This window comes from Bacillus lumedeiriae (assembly GCF_044891285.1).
Taxonomy (GTDB): domain Bacteria; phylum Bacillota; class Bacilli; order Bacillales; family Domibacillaceae; genus Pseudobacillus; species Pseudobacillus lumedeiriae.
In genome coordinates this window covers 201,868-219,177 of sequence record NZ_JAUIYO010000004.1, presented here as the reverse complement: position 1 = coordinate 219,177, position 17,310 = coordinate 201,868, and the positions used below count along the sequence as shown (strand labels likewise).

Annotated in this window: 16 protein-coding genes and 12 tRNA genes; 26 read left to right on the top strand and 2 right to left on the bottom strand. The window is 40.0% G+C overall.

Annotation, left to right across the window (positions count from 1 at the left end; all coding sequences use genetic code 11):
• Window positions 1-45 precede the first annotated feature (45 nt).
• The 18 genes from QYG89_RS08680 to QYG89_RS08595 all read left to right on the top strand — a co-directional run bounded on the left by QYG89_RS08680 (window position 46) and on the right by QYG89_RS08595 (window position 6,299).
• Window positions 46-130, top strand: a tRNA-Leu gene (locus tag QYG89_RS08680).
• Window positions 131-139: 9 nt separating this feature from the next.
• Window positions 140-214 (top strand) — tRNA-Gly (locus QYG89_RS08675).
• 5 nt (window positions 215-219) lie between these two features.
• Window positions 220-308: transfer RNA gene (locus tag QYG89_RS08670), tRNA-Leu, on the top strand.
• 11 nt (window positions 309-319) lie between these two features.
• Window positions 320-396: transfer RNA gene (locus QYG89_RS08665), tRNA-Arg, on the top strand.
• A gap of 8 nt (window positions 397-404) precedes the next feature.
• Window positions 405-481: transfer RNA gene (locus tag QYG89_RS08660), tRNA-Pro, on the top strand.
• 24 nt (window positions 482-505) lie between these two features.
• Window positions 506-578: transfer RNA gene (locus tag QYG89_RS08655), tRNA-Ala, on the top strand.
• 12 nt (window positions 579-590) lie between these two features.
• Window positions 591-683, top strand: a tRNA-Ser gene (locus QYG89_RS08650).
• 22 nt (window positions 684-705) lie between these two features.
• A tRNA-Asp gene (locus QYG89_RS08645) sits at window positions 706-782 on the top strand.
• A gap of 90 nt (window positions 783-872) precedes the next feature.
• Window positions 873-945, top strand: a tRNA-Phe gene (locus QYG89_RS08640).
• 11 nt (window positions 946-956) lie between these two features.
• Window positions 957-1,030 (top strand) — tRNA-Gly (locus QYG89_RS08635).
• Window positions 1,031-1,045: 15 nt separating this feature from the next.
• Window positions 1,046-1,119: transfer RNA gene (locus QYG89_RS08630), tRNA-Ile, on the top strand.
• 6 nt (window positions 1,120-1,125) lie between these two features.
• Window positions 1,126-1,197 (top strand) — tRNA-Asn (locus QYG89_RS08625).
• Window positions 1,198-1,393: 196 nt separating this feature from the next.
• On the top strand, window positions 1,394-1,837 hold the full coding sequence (locus tag QYG89_RS08620) for a MarR family winged helix-turn-helix transcriptional regulator (protein WP_404316584.1): 444 nt from the start codon (window positions 1,394-1,396) through the stop codon (window positions 1,835-1,837).
• 112 nt (window positions 1,838-1,949) lie between these two features.
• Window positions 1,950-2,654, top strand: coding sequence for a pirin family protein (locus tag QYG89_RS08615; RefSeq protein WP_404316583.1), 705 nt, complete (start codon window positions 1,950-1,952; stop codon window positions 2,652-2,654).
• A 276-nt stretch (window positions 2,655-2,930) separates the two neighbouring features.
• A complete protein-coding gene (locus QYG89_RS08610) occupies window positions 2,931-3,650 on the top strand; it encodes a YebC/PmpR family DNA-binding transcriptional regulator (RefSeq protein ID WP_404316582.1) in 720 nt (239 codons plus the stop codon).
• 440 nt (window positions 3,651-4,090) lie between these two features.
• Window positions 4,091-5,269, top strand: a complete 1,179-nt coding sequence (locus tag QYG89_RS08605; RefSeq protein WP_404316594.1) for an Alp7A family actin-like protein — start codon at window positions 4,091-4,093, stop codon at window positions 5,267-5,269.
• A 28-nt stretch (window positions 5,270-5,297) separates the two neighbouring features.
• Window positions 5,298-5,885 carry a hypothetical protein gene (locus QYG89_RS08600; RefSeq protein WP_404316581.1) on the top strand — a complete coding sequence of 196 codons (588 nt, stop codon included), beginning with the start codon at window positions 5,298-5,300 and terminating at the stop codon, window positions 5,883-5,885.
• A 186-nt stretch (window positions 5,886-6,071) separates the two neighbouring features.
• On the top strand, window positions 6,072-6,299 hold the full coding sequence (locus QYG89_RS08595) for a hypothetical protein (protein ID WP_404316580.1): 228 nt from the start codon (window positions 6,072-6,074) through the stop codon (window positions 6,297-6,299).
• Window positions 6,300-6,459: 160 nt separating this feature from the next.
• On the opposite strand, the gene QYG89_RS08590 is transcribed toward QYG89_RS08595, so the two are convergent.
• Entirely contained in the window at window positions 6,460-7,476 is a 1,017-nt protein-coding gene (locus QYG89_RS08590; RefSeq protein ID WP_404316579.1) for an LLM class flavin-dependent oxidoreductase, read from the bottom strand.
• Window positions 7,477-7,875: 399 nt separating this feature from the next.
• Window positions 7,876-8,571, bottom strand: a complete 696-nt coding sequence (locus tag QYG89_RS08585) for a polysaccharide deacetylase family protein (protein WP_404316578.1) — start codon at window positions 8,569-8,571, stop codon at window positions 7,876-7,878.
• A 453-nt stretch (window positions 8,572-9,024) separates the two neighbouring features.
• On the opposite strand from QYG89_RS08585, the gene QYG89_RS08580 reads away from it, so the two are divergent.
• The 8 genes from QYG89_RS08580 to QYG89_RS08545 all read left to right on the top strand — a co-directional run bounded on the left by QYG89_RS08580 (window position 9,025) and on the right by QYG89_RS08545 (window position 17,244).
• Window positions 9,025-9,300: a hypothetical protein gene (locus tag QYG89_RS08580; protein ID WP_404316577.1), complete on the top strand. Its 276-nt coding sequence runs from the start codon at window positions 9,025-9,027 to the stop codon at window positions 9,298-9,300.
• Window positions 9,301-9,748: 448 nt separating this feature from the next.
• Window positions 9,749-11,143: a purine-cytosine permease family protein gene (locus tag QYG89_RS08575; RefSeq protein WP_404316576.1), complete on the top strand. Its 1,395-nt coding sequence runs from the start codon at window positions 9,749-9,751 to the stop codon at window positions 11,141-11,143.
• Between the two features lie 34 nt (window positions 11,144-11,177).
• Complete coding sequence (locus tag QYG89_RS08570) at window positions 11,178-11,957, top strand: SDR family NAD(P)-dependent oxidoreductase (RefSeq protein WP_404316574.1); 780 nt, start codon at window positions 11,178-11,180, stop codon at window positions 11,955-11,957.
• Between the two features lie 164 nt (window positions 11,958-12,121).
• Window positions 12,122-12,874: a 3-oxoacyl-ACP reductase family protein gene (locus tag QYG89_RS08565; protein WP_404316573.1), complete on the top strand. Its 753-nt coding sequence runs from the start codon at window positions 12,122-12,124 to the stop codon at window positions 12,872-12,874.
• A gap of 70 nt (window positions 12,875-12,944) precedes the next feature.
• Entirely contained in the window at window positions 12,945-13,907 is a 963-nt protein-coding gene (locus QYG89_RS08560; protein ID WP_404316572.1) for a cyclase family protein, read from the top strand.
• Between the two features lie 435 nt (window positions 13,908-14,342).
• Window positions 14,343-15,668 carry an MFS transporter gene (locus tag QYG89_RS08555; protein ID WP_404316571.1) on the top strand — a complete coding sequence of 442 codons (1,326 nt, stop codon included), beginning with the start codon at window positions 14,343-14,345 and terminating at the stop codon, window positions 15,666-15,668.
• The gene (locus QYG89_RS08550; RefSeq protein WP_404316570.1) at window positions 15,661-15,798 is read left to right on the top strand and encodes a hypothetical protein; all 138 of its coding nucleotides are present in this window, start codon (window positions 15,661-15,663) and stop codon (window positions 15,796-15,798) included. Before QYG89_RS08555 ends, QYG89_RS08550 begins: the two co-directional genes overlap by 8 nt.
• 66 nt (window positions 15,799-15,864) lie before the next feature.
• A complete protein-coding gene (locus QYG89_RS08545; protein ID WP_404316569.1) occupies window positions 15,865-17,244 on the top strand; it encodes an amidase in 1,380 nt (459 codons plus the stop codon).
• Window positions 17,245-17,310: the final 66 nt, after the last annotated feature.

The window sequence follows — 17,310 nt, the reverse complement described above, 5'->3', positions numbered from 1 at the left end:
AGAGGGTCGAAGGTTCGAGTCCTTCATGGCTCACCACTTTTATATGCGGGTGTGGCGGAATTGGCAGACGCACCAGACTTAGGATCTGGCGCCGCGAGGCGTGGGGGTTCGACTCCCTTCACCCGCACCAAGTTTACACGCGGAAGTAGTTCAGTGGTAGAACACCACCTTGCCAAGGTGGGGGTCGCGGGTTCGAATCCCGTCTTCCGCTCCAAATCTGCCGGGGTGGCGGAACTGGCAGACGCACAGGACTTAAAATCCTGCGGTAGGTGACTACCGTACCGGTTCGATTCCGGTCCTCGGCACCATTTAAATTTATGCGCCCGTAGCTCAATTGGATAGAGCGTTTGACTACGGATCAAAAGGTTAGGGGTTCGACTCCTCTCGGGCGCGCCATATATGAGCGGGAAGTAGCTCAGCTTGGTAGAGCACTTGGTTTGGGACCAAGGGGTCGCAGGTTCGAATCCTGTCTTCCCGACCAGTGGGAATTTTAAAATTATATTAGGGGGCCTTAGCTCAGCTGGGAGAGCGCCTGCTTTGCACGCAGGAGGTCAGCGGTTCGATCCCGCTAGGCTCCATCATATTTATCTGGAGGAATACCCAAGTCTGGCTGAAGGGATCGGTCTTGAAAACCGACAGGCGGGTTAAACCGCGCGGGGGTTCGAATCCCTCTTCCTCCGCCATAAATACTTATCATTCTCTTACGGTCCGGTAGTTCAGTTGGTTAGAATGCCTGCCTGTCACGCAGGAGGTCGCGGGTTCGAGTCCCGTCCGGACCGCCATACTTTTTTCGAGTAGGATTATACCTACTTTTTATTATGCTCTAATATCCTTCATTGGCAGGGTAGACCTGTATGAAATATTTTTATTATGGCTCAGTAGCTCAGTCGGTAGAGCAATGGACTGAAAATCCATGTGTCGGCGGTTCGATTCCGTCCTGAGCCACCTTCTTATTTGCGGGTGTAGTTTAATGGTAAAACCTCAGCCTTCCAAGCTGATGTCGTGGGTTCGATTCCCATCACCCGCTCCATTTATTTATATAAATGGGCCTGTAGCTCAGCTGGTTAGAGCGCACGCCTGATAAGCGTGAGGTCGATGGTTCAAGTCCATTCAGGCCCACTCTATTCCGCAGTAGCTCAGTGGTAGAGCAATCGGCTGTTAACCGATCGGTCGCAAGTTCGAATCTTGCCTGCGGAGTTATACATTTTGGAAAACCCCCTATTTTTCTTCTTAGTGCAGAAAAGTAGGGGGGTTTTCGTTTATTTATATCTTTAATCCATCAGGATAGGACAATTCTCTACTTTAAAAAGTTATAGTTATTTATTGACTCGCTAATGGGAAGGTTATATAATAAATCTCGAAATCGAGATAATTTGTAAAAGGATTGATAATTATGAATTTGATGAATGAACAAGACCTGTCTTTAAAGCTATTTGTTGTATTGTCCCGAGCAGTACAGTCCATAACAAAGAGGATTGAAGAGGATATAAAAAGCTATGGACTGAACCCTACTGAGTTCGCAGTTCTTGAGTTGTTGTTTAATAAAGGAGACCAGCCAATACAAAAAATTGGCGATAAAGTATTACTGGCAAGCAGCAGTATTACTTATGTTGTTGATAAGTTAGAAAAGAAAAACTTTTTAGTGCGAAAACCATGTCCTAAAGACCGCCGTGTCACGTACGCATCAATCACGCGAGAAGGCCATGAATTAATGGGCAGTATTTTTCCTAAGCATAAGGAGGCTATTCAAGAGATATTTGGTGGTCTGGAATCTGAGGAAAAAGAAGTAATGATTAAACAATTAAAAAAATTAGGGTTTTATGCTCAAGAATTATAATTTTTTTATATAGTTTGCTCAAATTGATAATATATTAACTAGCGGTAAATAAAGGTCTAGTGTATGTATATGAAAATAGACGATATTAATTTGAAAAAAGGTTGGGATTTAAATGATAAATATGTATCCTGCAAGATCACGTTATACAACAGATCACGGCTGGTTAAAAAGTAACTTCAGTTTCTCCTTTGCAGAATATTATGATCCTAATAATATGAATTTTGGTCCGATGCGTGTTCTAAACGACGATATTATAAAACCGCTTAAAGGGTTTGGAGCACATCCACATCACGAAATGGAGATTGTATCAGTTGTATTAGAAGGTTATTTAAAACACGAAGACAGTACAGGACACTCAGCCATTACAACCTTTGGAGAGGTCCAGCGGATGTCAGCAGGGACAGGAGTTGTTCATTCGGAGGTCAATCCTTCCTCTACGGAAAACGTAAACCTTTTACAAATGTGGTTTGAACCTGAAAAGCCCGGTGTAGCTCCATCATATGAGCAGACAAGTTTTGATATAGAAAAGATGAAGAATGCGTTGTTGCCTATTGTAAGCAAAAATCCAACTTCCAATCACTCAGCTCATATTAATCAGGATTTAACGATCTATTTATCCGATCTAGAACGAGGACGAGAGGTTACTTTTACGCAAAAAGAGGGCCGGAGAATCTTTTTATTTGTAATTGAGGGAGATGTAAGGATAAATAGTAAAACCACTTTAAATAAACGCGACTCAGCTCGTATAACAGAAACAACTACACTGCATGTAGCAGCAGAGTCAGAATCACGTTTCATGTTAATTGATTTACCTTGAGCGCTCCTGCTGTTCTGCAAGCCGTTTGAAGTAGGAGTTTTTTTGCCTAAAATGATAAAAAATTTTTTAAAGGTTCCATATTGAATGCACTCGTCATCAATTAGTCAATTGATGTATAATATAATTTGTGAATGATACAAGCATATCTATCTGTATTATTTATTAGTCAGACGAAATCATAAAGTCCCCTTTATCACTATTTTGAAAAAGTGTAGAAGAAACTTTTGTCGCATTTAGTCTTTTAGGCAGATTCAAAGTGGAAAGTGAGTGTTCATAATGGGCCGTAAATGGAACAATATTAAAGAAAAAAAAGCAGCAAAAGATGCAAATACGAGTCGAATCTATGCGAAATTTGGACGGGAGATTTATGTAGCAGCCAAACAGGGCGAGCCTGATCCTGAATCAAACCAGGCTTTAAGGTTTGTACTTGAACGCGCAAAAACATACAGTGTACCAAAACACATTATTGATCGTGCGATTGAAAAAGCAAAAGGCGGTTCAGAAGAAAACTACGATGAACTTCGTTATGAAGGTTTTGGGCCAAATGGATCTATGGTGATTGTTGATGCACTAACAAATAACGTCAACCGTACAGCATCGGAAGTCCGTGCTGCTTTTGGTAAAAACGGTGGTAACATGGGAGTAAGCGGATCAGTTGCGTATATGTTTGACGCAACAGCTGTTATTGGTATTGAAGGAAAAACAGCGGATGAAGCGCTTGAACTATTAATGGAAGCAGATATAGACGTACGGGATATTGAAGAAGAAGAAAATGCAGTGATCGTTTATGCTGAACCTGACCAGTTCCATGCTGTGCAGGAAGCATTTAAGAACGCAGGTATAAATGAGTTTACAGTTGCGGAATTAACGATGCTTGCGCAAAATGATGTAACTCTTCCAGAAGATAGTCAGGTACAATTTGAGAAAATGATTGATGCGTTGGAAGATTTAGAAGACGTTCAGCAAGTGTACCACAACGTGGATTTAGGGGAATAATGTAGAGAAGGAACTTTTTTCGTTTTGGAGAAAGTTCCTTCTTTTTTATTGGTTATATATATTTTGAACAAGTATAGTTTAGGAACTTATAGGGGAAGTCACTTGCAGGGTACACCTTTGTGTAAACATGTGTACACGATAAGGTGATTTGTACACTTTTATGTATACATGTTTACAAGATCAAATAGATTGTACACTTTCTTGTGTACATGTTTACATATTGAATACATTAGTAAACAAAAACGTAAACATGTGTACAAATATGTACACAAGGCGTGTTTTAAGCATGTTTACGAATTTGTACACAAAAATACAAGTAAGTATACATGTTTACAATTTTGTAATAGTTGGGAAAAAAGATTGACCGGTGAGGGAAAGTTAGATAAAATAATTTCAGAATTATGTAAATATTCAATAAAGAGGCTGAAAGGATGAGTTTATTGGCAAATTCTCGTATTGCAGCAATTGATGTAGGAAATGATTCACTAAAAGGCATTTTTGGAAAGCTGGAAACGGATATTCATATTCCTAACGTAATCGCTAGAGATGTTGCGGATCGTCCAATTATTGGGATAGAGGAACTAGATAATCAAGATCCTATTGATGGTATCCATATTCGTGTACACTCTCCTACTCTAAAAGAAAACAATGCTATTTATCGTGTAGGGCATTTGGCTACAAAAAGCAGCAATTCAGCAGAATTAGACCCAGGAAGCAGCAAGTCTGAGGAAGATCAAACACTTGTTATGTTATTTGCGGCTTTGGCAATAGATGCAGCCCGGGAAGAAAATAAACAGATCTTTAAGCGTTCTAACAATGTTATTGAGGCGACTTACATATTAGGAACGGGACTTCCTCTTAGAGAAGTAAAGGAAGGGAAGGATGTTGCTTACCGTTCTCGTCTGCTCAGCTCCGTTCACCAAGTAGAGTTTCTAGTGACTCCTAAATATCAAGGAATCAAGGTCAATATTAAATTTGAAGAAGTGAAAGTTTATCCAGAAGGATTTGCTGCTTTTATTAACCTTGTGATGGATAATAATTTAAACATTATTAATAAAGATCTTATTGATAAGAGAATTCTTATTCAAGATATTGGGGGATTATCAACAGATGTCGCAGTCATTAAAAATCGCAAGGTAGATGACGATAAGGCACAAGGTTTTAACTTGGGAGTATCAGAGTCTCTTGAAGCTATTCGAGAAGAAATCCGCTCTAAACATGGGGTAGAGCTCGATAGCCGCCGGGACGTTGTGGAAATTATTACGAAGAAGAATGATCGAAATCATATTATGGTGAAAGGAAGCCGGACAAGCGTTCATGATATTGTTGATCGGATTCTTTTAGAGTTGGCGAAAAAGCAATATCGCCACTTGAGGAACATCTGGCAAAAGAACTCGCAGACAGAGATTTGTTATTTCATCGGAGGCGGCTCTATTATCTTAAAAGACTACCTCAAAGCATTAAACAATAGTTTAGATGGATATAACATTGATTTCTTTGAAGATGAGAAAGAAAGTATCTGGATGATGGCCAATGCTTATTATAAACTGATTGCTGATTTTTCAAAAAAAAATCAAAAAGAAAAGCAAAGTGAAGAACAAAAGCTGGTCAAAAAATAAATAGGGTGATTTCATGAAGGAGATGGGAATGAGGAGGGGACAGCCTATTACGTTTCGTATTCCCTCCGATACACCTGATCACGTCCTAAAGCATTTGCAAAGGCTAAAGGAAGTGGAAAAAAGAAACTTTTCCAGTAAAATTGCTGAGTTTGTGATGCAAGGGGTGAATGACTCATTGTCGAAACAAAGAGAGACAATCGCGATTCCCCTTCCAAAAGGACTAAATAAAGAACAGCGGGATTGGTTAAAGCACGAACACTCTGAGGCATTACTAGGCAGTATTGTGTATCAATTGTTATCTGACCCTATCCGTACAGCTTCCGTTTTTGCATCATTAAACAGCAGTGCATTAGAGATAGAGGATGCCCTGTATCTTCAGGAAGAAATAGCTGCTGGAGAAGCAATGGAGATAGAATGGCGTTCAGAAAGTAACCAACTGCAGACAAATGATGAAAAGGAACAAGAAGAAGTACATTCAGAAGAAACAAATAGAAATAACGATGATGACCTCAATAACTTTAAGTGGGAAGGAGTTCAAAGCACGGAAACGCTTCCTGCTGAAGAGGAGGATCTGGAAGACCTGCTTGGAGACTTTCTTGCTCAAATGAATCAATAAAGTACATCCTATTCATTAATAGAAGCACACTTTTGGGTTATGCAAGCCTATTCCTCAGAAGTGTGCTTTTTCATTCTTTTGGAAGCAATGAAAAGATGGAAGGGGTACTAAAAAGGTGAGAGGCTGTTAGTTTTGTGTTAGATTGTGAATGGAAGGAAGAAGAAATAATTAAAAGGGGTGACGTATATGGGCCAATGCAATATCGATCATTCACGAGAAGAGGTCATTCAAAAGCTGGAAAGCCAGCAGTCGTTTTTACCGGAATCATTGTACGGAGATATTCATCTTTTTTTAAAGAGCAGGCATTCCCAGCAAACATTGAATGAATTGTTTCATCTGTTGAAAAAGTACGATCTTTCATCAAAAGAAGAGCAGGAAGAAAGAAATGAAAAGCTGCAAAAGCTGGTCAAGTGAAGGGTAAAGGACAAGAGGGCGGGGTGAAAACTTAGTTTTCACCCCGCCTTATTTATACGCATGGCCATCATTTTCAGTCGTTTTAATTTCTACATAGTGGGTGTGATACCCATCCATTCGATAAGGAAATGGGCGGGCTTGTATAAGCCTCGATTCTTATTTAATTCATCATCTCCGCAATAATTTCGTATGAACGAAGGCGGTCTTCGTGGTGGAAGATTTGTGAGTTGATGATGACCTCGTTTGCTTTTGTTTCAATTAGGAAGCTTTCGAGTTTTTGTTTCACTGTTTCCGGCGCGCCGACAATGGTGGCATGGGAATCCAGTGTTTTTTCGATCGCAGTTCTTTCAAAGGGGTCCCATATGTCATCCATATTGTTGATAGGCGGTTTTAATTGGGTTGGCTCTCCTCTTCGCAAGCTTAAGAATTGCTGCTGCTGGGAGGTAGCTAACCACTGAGCTTTCTCGTCTGTTTCGGCAGCAATCACGTTCACCCCGACCATGGCGTAAGGTTCCTTCAGAACATTGGATGGTTTGAAATGGTCGCGGTAAATATTCAATGCCGGCAGTGTGTAGTCTGGTGCAAAATGGCTGGCAAAGGAAAACGGCAAGCCTTTTTCAGCAGCAAGTTGGGCACTGAAGCCACTTGAACCGAGCAGCCAAATTGGAATATGAAGACCTTCACCAGGAAAAGAGCGGACACGTGCAGTTGGGTTCACTTCGAAATAGGCCTGTAGCTCGTCCAGCTGCAGCGGGAAATCCTCCACCTGGCTATGAAGCGTGCGGCGCAGCGCGAAAGCAGTCGCCTGATCGCTGCCAGGGGCACGGCCAATGCCTAAATCAATTCGTCCCGGATAAAGGGATTCAAGTGTACCAAATTGTTCCGCAATGACGAGCGTCGCATGATTCGGCAGCATGATGCCCCCAGAGCCGACACGAATGTGCTTTGTTTTGCCGGCAATGTGACCAATAATCACAGATGTAGCTGAGCTGGCGATGCCCGGCATGTTATGATGTTCTGCCAGCCAATAGCGGTGGAATCCCCATTTCTCTACATGCTGGGCCAAGTCTGCACTGTTTTTAAAGGACTGTTCTGCGCTGCTCCCTTCTGTAATTGGGGCGAGGTCCAGAACAGATAACGGAATACCTCGAAATTTCTTTGTTTTCATCGTAGTCATTTTGTTCACTCCTTGTTAGTGATGACTCTTCATTAAAAAATGATACGGGGTTTATAAGCAATCGTCCAATAAACTGTTTGTGTCTATGATGAAAGCTAACTGAACGAAAGGTTTTTAACACGAAAGCAAGTGGCTTTATTCGTTCTGTCGAAATTTGTATGATGAAATTTATTGCCGTTTGAAAACGTTTTCATTTATAATAAAAACAGGTCGGATGACATGCGTGGTCATCATCGTACTCGGCGTAGGCGGGGCCGGTGCAGAGAGCAGCTTTAAAGAATTGTGAATTGAAATTATATGTAATAAGTTATTATAAAAAGCAGCCATCAACTTTTCATAAGAAATGTTGATGGCTTTTTTGATGAGAACTGGAATTTCAAGTTCGCTCATTATAGCCTATCATTTCTGCAGTTCATCGACAGTGACAAATGTATAACCTGCTTCTGATAGTGACTGTAAAATCCCTTCGATTGCTTTAAGTTCTTTACCCGTTTCATCGTACATGGCATGAATCAAAATAATCGAGCCAGGAGTTACATTGTCTTTTACATAATCGACTTTATCAGCCGCAGAGGTGTAATAGGTGTCAGGTTCCAGGTTCCAAGTAATTGTGTCTCTGTTTTGCTTATTTAAGTAATAAGGCAATCCTACAAGCTTTTTCCCATTTGGCGGCCGAAAATCAATTTCCCCCTCATATCCTGCTTTTCTAATGAGCCGGTCTGTTTTTTCAATTTCATCTTTAATATAGGAAGATGTTTTTAAGACCATTCGGTTATGTGAATAAGTATGGTTTCCAATTTGATGTCCTGCTTCGACTACTTTCTTTGCTTCCTCTAGATGTTTCTCTATCTCTTCACCAATGAGAAAAAAGGTAGCCTTGGCATTGTATTGATCCAATAGCGGCAGAATCTCATTTACATTCTTCGTCGGACCATCATCAAAAGTTAAAGCAATTACTTTTTTGCTAGTTTCCACCTGTGACGTTAATCCTCCAAATAACTGGTATGTTCTAGCATTCATTAATTTATACGTACCAATCAATAGGAGAAAAATGATCAGAATTCCTATTCCGATAAATAGTAACTTCTTTTTCATCAAGACAACCTTTCTTTCTATAAAATTTTTAAACTAATTAATCATTATAGCGGAAATCAAAGAGTCCTCCAAGATAAGCATTTTTTATTTTAGTCGTGCGGCTGTCGAAATTTGTATGATGAAATTTATTGCCGTTTGAAAACGTTTTCATTTATAATAAAAACAGGTCGGATGACATGCGTGGTCATCATCGTACTCGGCGTAGGCGGGGCCGGTACGGGGAGGAACTTTAAAGAATTGTGAATTGAAATTATATATAATATGTTGTTATAGAATAAAGGGACCCCTCAACACTTCTGGCGAAGAGTTGGGGGGTTTTTTTATAATATGCGAGTTAATTCAAGTAAGTTTGAAACGAAGATAATAGTTATCGAAAGATGGGACTTTACCCCTTTCAAATAAGAAGGAACCTACATAATATAGAGTAATTTAATAGAAAGGAGATGAAATACTATGAGAAAGAACAACGATATAGCTGCACAGCAGGAGCCGGAGTGCCCTACATGCCCGGAAGGAACTGTTTGTGAAGATAGTGACCTTCTTTGTATAAACATTCCTTGCACAACTACAGTAGTACTTCTAGGTTTAATTCAATTAAATATTGGACCTTTATGTATTCGTGCTGGTTCAGTAGGTGATTTGGCGGGTTTAACAAATGAAGAGAAACTAGCTCAAGTGCAACAGGCTTTTGGTGCGCTGCGAAACACTCTGCCAAATTTCACTCTATAGAACAAGCTTTTTAACTGTCCCGAGAGTTTAACAAAATGATCTTTTTTATACAGTAGTTAAGAACATTGACTCATCAACGATGTATAACACTGTGCATAAATAGTAAAAACAGACACAACCAAAACCCCTTGGCGTACAAGGGGTTTTAATGTGTTCAGATGCTTATTAAAAAACATTCAATCTAGTATCCTTTACTGTTTGATTCATGCAGAAATAAAAAATAAGGTGATCATCGATAAAAGAATAAAAGGTATCACTTTGGAACTTAAAAGGTTATTTGTGCTCTTTTTATACTTATAAAAAAGAGCACTACTTGTAATCAAGCTGTTTAAAACGTTACTGCAAATGGTTTATTAAATATTCTGAAATTTGGCATAGTTTTTGCAAGATGTTAGGTAAGTATTTATTAAACTGCTAAACAACAATTCAAAAGGAGAGTGAGAATTAGATGGCGGGAACTTATAATCCTCCTTCTACGGAAGGAAAAGAAGAAGACTTTACCCTTGAAAAAGTACCAGAACATGCGAAGACAATGAAATGGGGAAGTCTAGTAAACACAACAGTTGGTATTGCAACAGCAATGGTTTTTATGCAGATGGGCAGCATGATGGCGATGCGATTCGGCTCTATGAACGCGTTAGTTGCAGAAATTTATGCTACTGTCTTAACGACGATCCTGGGTATTGGTATTTGTTATTATTCGGCCAGATCAGGAATGAACGTAAACTTAATGGCTCGCGGCGGCGGGTTCGGGTATATTGGTGCGTCGGTTACATCTATTATTTATGCATCGAACTTCATTATGTATTGCGCTATTGAAGGGGCGATTATGGCCTCTGCTGTACATGAATATTTGCCTATCGTTCCGATTCAAGCTTATATGGTTTTCTTTGGGCTGGCTGTTATTCCATTAAATTGGTTTGGCATTAAGCAGCTGGATAAATTACAAAAATGGTCACTGCCTATATATATTGTATTGTTAGGTGCTGCTATTTTCCTTTCATTTAAAATGGTACCTAAATATGAAGGTAGTATTTTTTCGTTTCTTCCAGAAGGACAGGAATTTGGGGGAGCGGGTTTACTCGCCTGCATTGGGATTATGAATGGACTTGTTGGCATTTTGCCGCTTGTCATGACGGACTATGCCCGCTTTATAAAAAAGGATGAGTTGAAAATGGGTGTATTTATGGTAGGGTTTGTTCCTATGTTCATTTCTTTTTTCGTAAGCGGTTTAATTGGTATTTATTTTGGTGTGCGTTTTGGCCAGGAAAATCCAGGTGTTTATTTCGTGCACATTTTAGGAATTGGCGGAGCGATGTTTACCATTTTAACGCAGCTTCGAATCAATATTAACAATCTTTACAGTGGTTCATTATCGCTTGCGAGTTTTTTTGAAAACGTATTCAAATTTAAGCCAAACCGCACATTTTGGGTAGTAGTGGTAGCTTTAGCGGCTATTGGACTCATGCTTTTGAATGTACTTGATTATTTAGGAGCGCTTTTAACATTCCAGGGTGTATTTTTATTCGCATGGGTATCCATTATTTTAACAGATGCAGTGATCGTAAAACGACTCTTAAAAATAGGCCCTCCTTATTTCGAGTATAGACAGAAATATTTGTATGCATGGAATCCAGTAGGTGTTATTTCATTAGTTGTTTCCAGCTTCGTTGGTACACTTGCCGCTTTTAATTACTTTGGAGAATTTTTCACGAATACATCTGCATTTTTATCAGGAATCATTGCTACTCTGCTTTATGTTACTTTAGCGGTGGCAACCAAAGGAAAGTATTACATTAAACAGAAAGCTGAAGATGTGATGAAAGGTGATTATATTGCTTGAGTATTAACTTTTGACTAGGAGATGGGGAAAGGACATGAATATAAAAGGTAAAATTGCTGTTGTAACAGGGGCTGGATCAGGAATCGGCCAATCCATTGCAAAGACATTTGCACAGGCAGGAGCGACAGTTGTGATTGCGGAAATAAATGAAGAAAACGGCCGAAATCTGGAGATGGAAATGAAAAAAGAAGGCTATTCTTCAATGTATGTGAATACCGATGTTTCTTCATCGGCCAGTGTGAAGTCAATGATTGAACAAACCAATGAGCGATTTGGCCGTCTAGATATTTTAGTTAATAACGCCGGGTTGGAATACTTTACAACTATCGAGGAGACGACTGAAGAGCAATGGTATAAAACGATGGATGTGAACCTTAAAGGAGTCTTTCTCGGCATCAAGCATGCGATTCCGATGATGAAAAAACAAGGGCAGGGCAGCATTATCAATATTGCATCCGTAGCTGGTCTTTCTGCCTGGCCGGGGTTAGGGGTTTATTCCGCAGCTAAAGGCGGAGTCGTTCAATTAACAAAAGCAGCGGCAGTTGAAAATGGAAAATACGGTATCCGTGTAAATAGCATTTCACCCGGAGCTATTCGGACACCTTTACTAGAGGAACAATATCTTGGATCGACAAATGATCCTGCTGCCGTTGAAGCAGAACTATTAAAACGTAATCCAATGAAACGCTTCGGGATGCCAGAGGATATTGCGGGAGCGGCCCTTTACTTGGCAAGTGAGCATTCTCAATTTGTGACTGGACACTCTCTAGTTGTGGATGGGGGACTGACTTCGTTTGTAGGAGAACTTATTTAAGGGGAAAATTGAACTTAAAGGTCCAAAATAACACGAAATATAGATTAAGTGAACTAATTGGGCACATTATTTAAAGAGCCATATTGATTTATATTTTGATAGATAAATAAAAAGAATTTATTTTAATAGTTAAAGAAAAAGAGGAAAAAACGGAGGAGTTTTTTATGAAGCTAGCAGGAAAAAAAGCGTTAATAACTGGAGGAACAACGGGTATTGGACGAGGTATTGCAATCGCATTTGCGAAGGAAGGCGCTGACATCGCCATCAATTACTTTGGAACAGCCGAAGAAGCCATCTCTGTTCAAAAAGAATTAGAAGATGAATATGGAATTACTGTTGTGCTGGTTGAAGCGGATATAACAGACGAACAACAGGTAGAATCAATGATAGATACAGCGGTTCATGAACTTGGAAAAGTTGATATTTTGGTTAATAGTGCAGGGATTCTCACTCAAATGCTGCTGAAAGATATGAGCGTAAATGATTGGGATCGAATGATTCAAGTGAATCTGAGAGGACCGTTTCTTTGTACAAAATCCATCTTGCCTCACATGATAAAAAATAATTATGGCCGCATCATTAATATTGCTTCTCAGCTTGGTCAAATAGGGGGAGTGGAGCTGTCTCACTATTGTGCAGCGAAGGCAGGGGTCATCGGATTTACAAAATCAGCAGCTCGGGAAGTGGGGAAATATGGGATCAATATTAATTGTATTGCCCCAGGCCCAATTGAAACGAGCATGATTAAAAACTTAGATCATGCTTGGAAGGAACAAAAGCAAAAATCGCTTCCGATTCCTCGTTTTGGATTAGTGGAAGAGGTAGCACCAACAGCAGTTATGCTTGCTTCTGATCCAGATGGAAACTTATATACCGGACAGACGCTAGGGCCTAACTCAGGCGATGTGATGTTGTAAATAAAAAAAGGTGGCATGTATATTGCATTTGTATATTTAAAATATTTTAAAAATTCAGGAGGGTTAAAGAATGTGTGATTTCCATCTTCAATTAAAACCGGGTAAATTTGAGCACCAACGTCAATTAAAAGTAAGCAAAAGTCCTTGGGGACCAGACGATGAAATCGGAAGACTAAATTTAATTACACCAGAATCGCGGGCAAAAGTAATGGCATCTATTGATCAATCTAGAGCTTTTGATTTGTCTGTTGATTATTTTATGGGAATGCCTTCATGGTCTGCTGCTGGAGATCCGCCGTATCAAATTTGGATGACACATACACCGACAGGAAACGTGAATGACAATTTATTGAACGTATCAAAAGAGAGCAAAGAATTGATCAGTTATTCAGGTGATGCTATTTCTATGTACACTCACTGTGGTACTCACATCGATACATTTAATCATTTCGGTTATAGAGGAGAAATCTGGAATGGATTTAATGAAGCCGAGCACCTTGGAAGCCGCCATTGGAATAAATGCGGCCCGGAAAAATTCCCAGTCATTATTGCGCGGGCTGTTATGCTCGATATTCCAGCTGCTAAAGGTGTTGAAACACTGCCGCCATCTTATGGAATTGGGAAAGAAGATCTTCAAGATGCAATGGACAAGCAAGGCGTATCTATTGAAGCAGGGGATATCGTTATGATTAGAACCGGTCAAATGACTGTCTGGCCGGACCGAGATAAATATTTAACAAATTCTCCAGGGCTTAACCTCGAGGGTGCTGAATTTTTAGCGGGTCTTGGTGCGATGATTATTGGGGCAGACAACATTGCGTTGGAGCAAAATCCATCTCCTGAGCCAGACAACTACTTCCCTGTACACACGTACTTATTCTCAGAAGTTGGCATTCCAATTATCGAACTATTGTGGCTTGAAGAGCTTGCAAAAGAAAAAATTTACGAAGTAGGATTCATGGGAAGAGCGATGCCGCTTGTAGGAGCAACAGGGGCACCTCTACAACCGATTGCATTCCCATTAGAACGTTAATATATAAGAGGGACGAATAAGCCTTTCTTAGAAAGAAGAAAGGCTTATTCAAAAAAATAAAAGAAGCCATCGACTGTTTGATTCAACGGTTGATGGCTTCTTTGTGTGTGAATTCGATTATGGGAGAAAACGTTGATGTTAATCTCGTATACCCCGTACTGCATGGCAGCCTAAAAATAAAAAGATGAAGTGATGCTGGATAGAAGTATAAATAGTATTTTATTGGAACCTAAAGGGTATATTTTAATCTTTTTATACTTACAAGAGAAATTTGTTAAGTCATCAATACTTTTGAAAAATAGAGGTTCTAATCAGGTTGTTATGGATTAATAACATATGTTTGTTAGCGTTTTCAGTGTTGGCATGAGTATTGCATTAATAAAAACATATGTAGAGCAATTATATTTTAACCATAAAAAATAAGGAGGCAGGTCAATGGGGGGAAATAATTACAGGTATAAAGTGATGTTCATGATGTTGATGTTGGCGATTATCAATTATATCGATCGTGGAGCGATTGCATATGCTCAGAAAGAGATAATAGAAGAGTTTGGTTTTGATAATTTTAGTTGGGGAATGGTTCTCGGCTATTTTGGGTATGGCTATATTTTTGGTTCGCTTTTTGGAGGGATTTTAGCAGATAAGAAAGGTCCTAGATTTGTATTTACATTAATCGGTATTGGATGGTCCATCTTTGTCATATTAACAGCGTTTGCTGGTGAAATCGGTATGGCCTTATTCGGAGGATCAGCATTAACAGGTTTTGCTGTTATTCGTATCTTTTTTGGTTTGGCGGAAGGTCCGGCCTTTTCTACGATCAATAAGGCGAATGCCAATTGGGCAGCTCCAAGTGAAAGAGGTTTAGCGGTAGGATTAGGGATTTTAGGCACACCACTAGGGGCCCTGTTAACGGCTCCGATCATTGTGGGTATTCTTTCTATTACAAACTGGAGAGTCATGTTTATTGGGCTCGGTATTTTCGGAATATTTTGGGTATTGATGTTCCGTAAAATGTTTACCAATATGCCGGAAGAAAGCCCTCATGTATCTAAAGAAGAGCTGGGGAAAATTAGATCAAGAGATAATCTGCTGCCTGGTGAAAAGGTAGTCGGAGATAGTAAAGCGGAAATAAAGTGGTACGAGTTTTTTAAGCATAGAGCATTAGTATTTAATGCGATTAGCTACTTTTCATATATGTATGTAAACTTTTTGCTATTAACTTGGACGCCTAAGTATTTACAAGATGAATTCGGTTTCCAGCTTTCTTCACTATGGTATTTAGGAATGATTCCGTGGACAGGTGCTTGTATAACGGTTCTTCTTGGCGGGAAAATCTCAGATTACTTGAGACGTAAAACTGGAAAATTAAGAATTGCAAGATCTTACTTTACCATTGTCTGCTTAGCGTTAACGGCAACATGTTTCTTATTCATTCCAACGGTTAACAGTGCCGCCGCGGTACTGGCTCTAATGACTATAGGAAATGCTTTTAATTCATTACCGAATACGGTTTATTGGTCGATTGTTTTAGATATTGAGCCTGATAAAGCAGGAACATACGGCGGAATGACGCACTTTGTCGCAAACTTTGCCACTATTATTGCACCAACATTCACAGGTTTTCTTGTCACGTATTATGGCTATTCGTCCATGTTCGTGGCAGCAGCTGTTGCGGTGATATTTGGAATGCTGTTCATGTTCTTTGTAAACCCAGATAAAAAGAAAGCAGAAAAGAAGCAGCTTGATCTACAGAGTGTGTAAGATTACTGACCTGCTAAGTTCTGAAGAATGGATAAAAGAAAAAATGTACGGAGTAGGATTGATGGGAGGAGCAATGCTGCTTCTAGAAGCGACAAGGCAGCAGCAGCTAATTGCATTCCCGTTAAAATAATGACATAAAGGGAGCTGCATCTTAGTGGACATGAGAGAGAGGGAACGTGTAAAGGGGCAAGAAATATTGAATTGGGATGTAACGGCTGTATCAAGGGCACTGCAATCTCGCCAAGTATCACCTAAAGAATTAACAGAATGGGTGTTAGAGCGTATCGAAGTTGAGAATCCCAAGTTGAATGCTTTTATTACTGTCATGCATGAACAAGCGATGGCTTCTGCTATAGAGGCAGAGCAGGACATCATGCGGGGAAATATAAAAAGTCCCTTGCACGGTATTCCGATTGGTGTAAAAGACTTGATTTACACAAAAGGTATTCGAACGACAATGGGTTCACGTGTTTATAAAGATTTTTTTCCTGAATATGACGCTTCTGTCGTTACGAAGTTAAAGGAGGCAGGCGCAGTTATTGTTGGGAAATTAAACACCCATGAGTTTGCTTATGGGACAACAGGTGACTCATCTTATTTTGGGCCGGTTCGCAACCCATATGATGTGAAAAAAATAACGGGAGGATCAAGCAGCGGATCAGGAGCGGCTGTAGCTGCTGGACTATGTTACGCTGCACTTGGAACGGATACGGGCGGCTCCATCCGTATTCCAGCGTCCTTTTGCGGAGTAGTCGGAATGAAGCCGACATTTGGACGGGTGAGCAAATGGGGAGTGTATCCGCTTTGTCCGACACTGGATCATGTTGGACCGATGACGAAAACAGTAAGAGATAATGCGCTTCTATTGAATGTTCTTGTGGGATACGACTCGAAAGATTATTTTTCCATAGTAAGAGAGCGGGAAGACTTTACTGACAAGCTGGAGAAAGGTGTGCAAGGATGCGTCATTGGCATTCCCTCCTCCTTTTTCTTTGAACACCTGGATAGCGAGATTCAAGCGAAGATGGAGCACGTCATCTCTGTTTATCAGGATTTAGGTGCCTCCATCCGCTTCGTGGACATAGAGAATCTGGATGCAGTATCAAAAGCCCATGGTACAGTGTTAAAAAGTGAAGCTTATGCCGTTCATAAGCATCACCTCGATGACGAAAGAAGTTCATGGGAAGGCGAAGTGAAAAATCGTTTACAAACAGGAAAAGACGTGCGGGCACATGAATATTTGAAAGCACAAGAAATAAAACAACAGGCGATTCAATCGTTTAATCAAGCGTTTGAGCAGGCAGATGTCTTGCTCACGCCAGTTACATCCATATTACCTCCCCATTTGTATGAGCGGGAATTGGAATTTAATCATAAAAAAATACATGTTTTTTCGGTGTTGAACAAATTAACAGGTATTTCCGATTTAACTGGTCTTCCTTGTATGTCAGTTCCGTGCGGATTGTCTGACGCAGGTCTTCCAATTGGATTTCAGTTAACAGGAAGGGCCTTTGATGAAAGCAATTTATACCGTTATGCTTATGCCTATGAACAAGCCGTTCTTCATAAACAATAATTTCTCTGCATCCCCAACTCATTTTTTCACAGGATGAGCTAGGGATGTATTTTTTATGATGAAAGC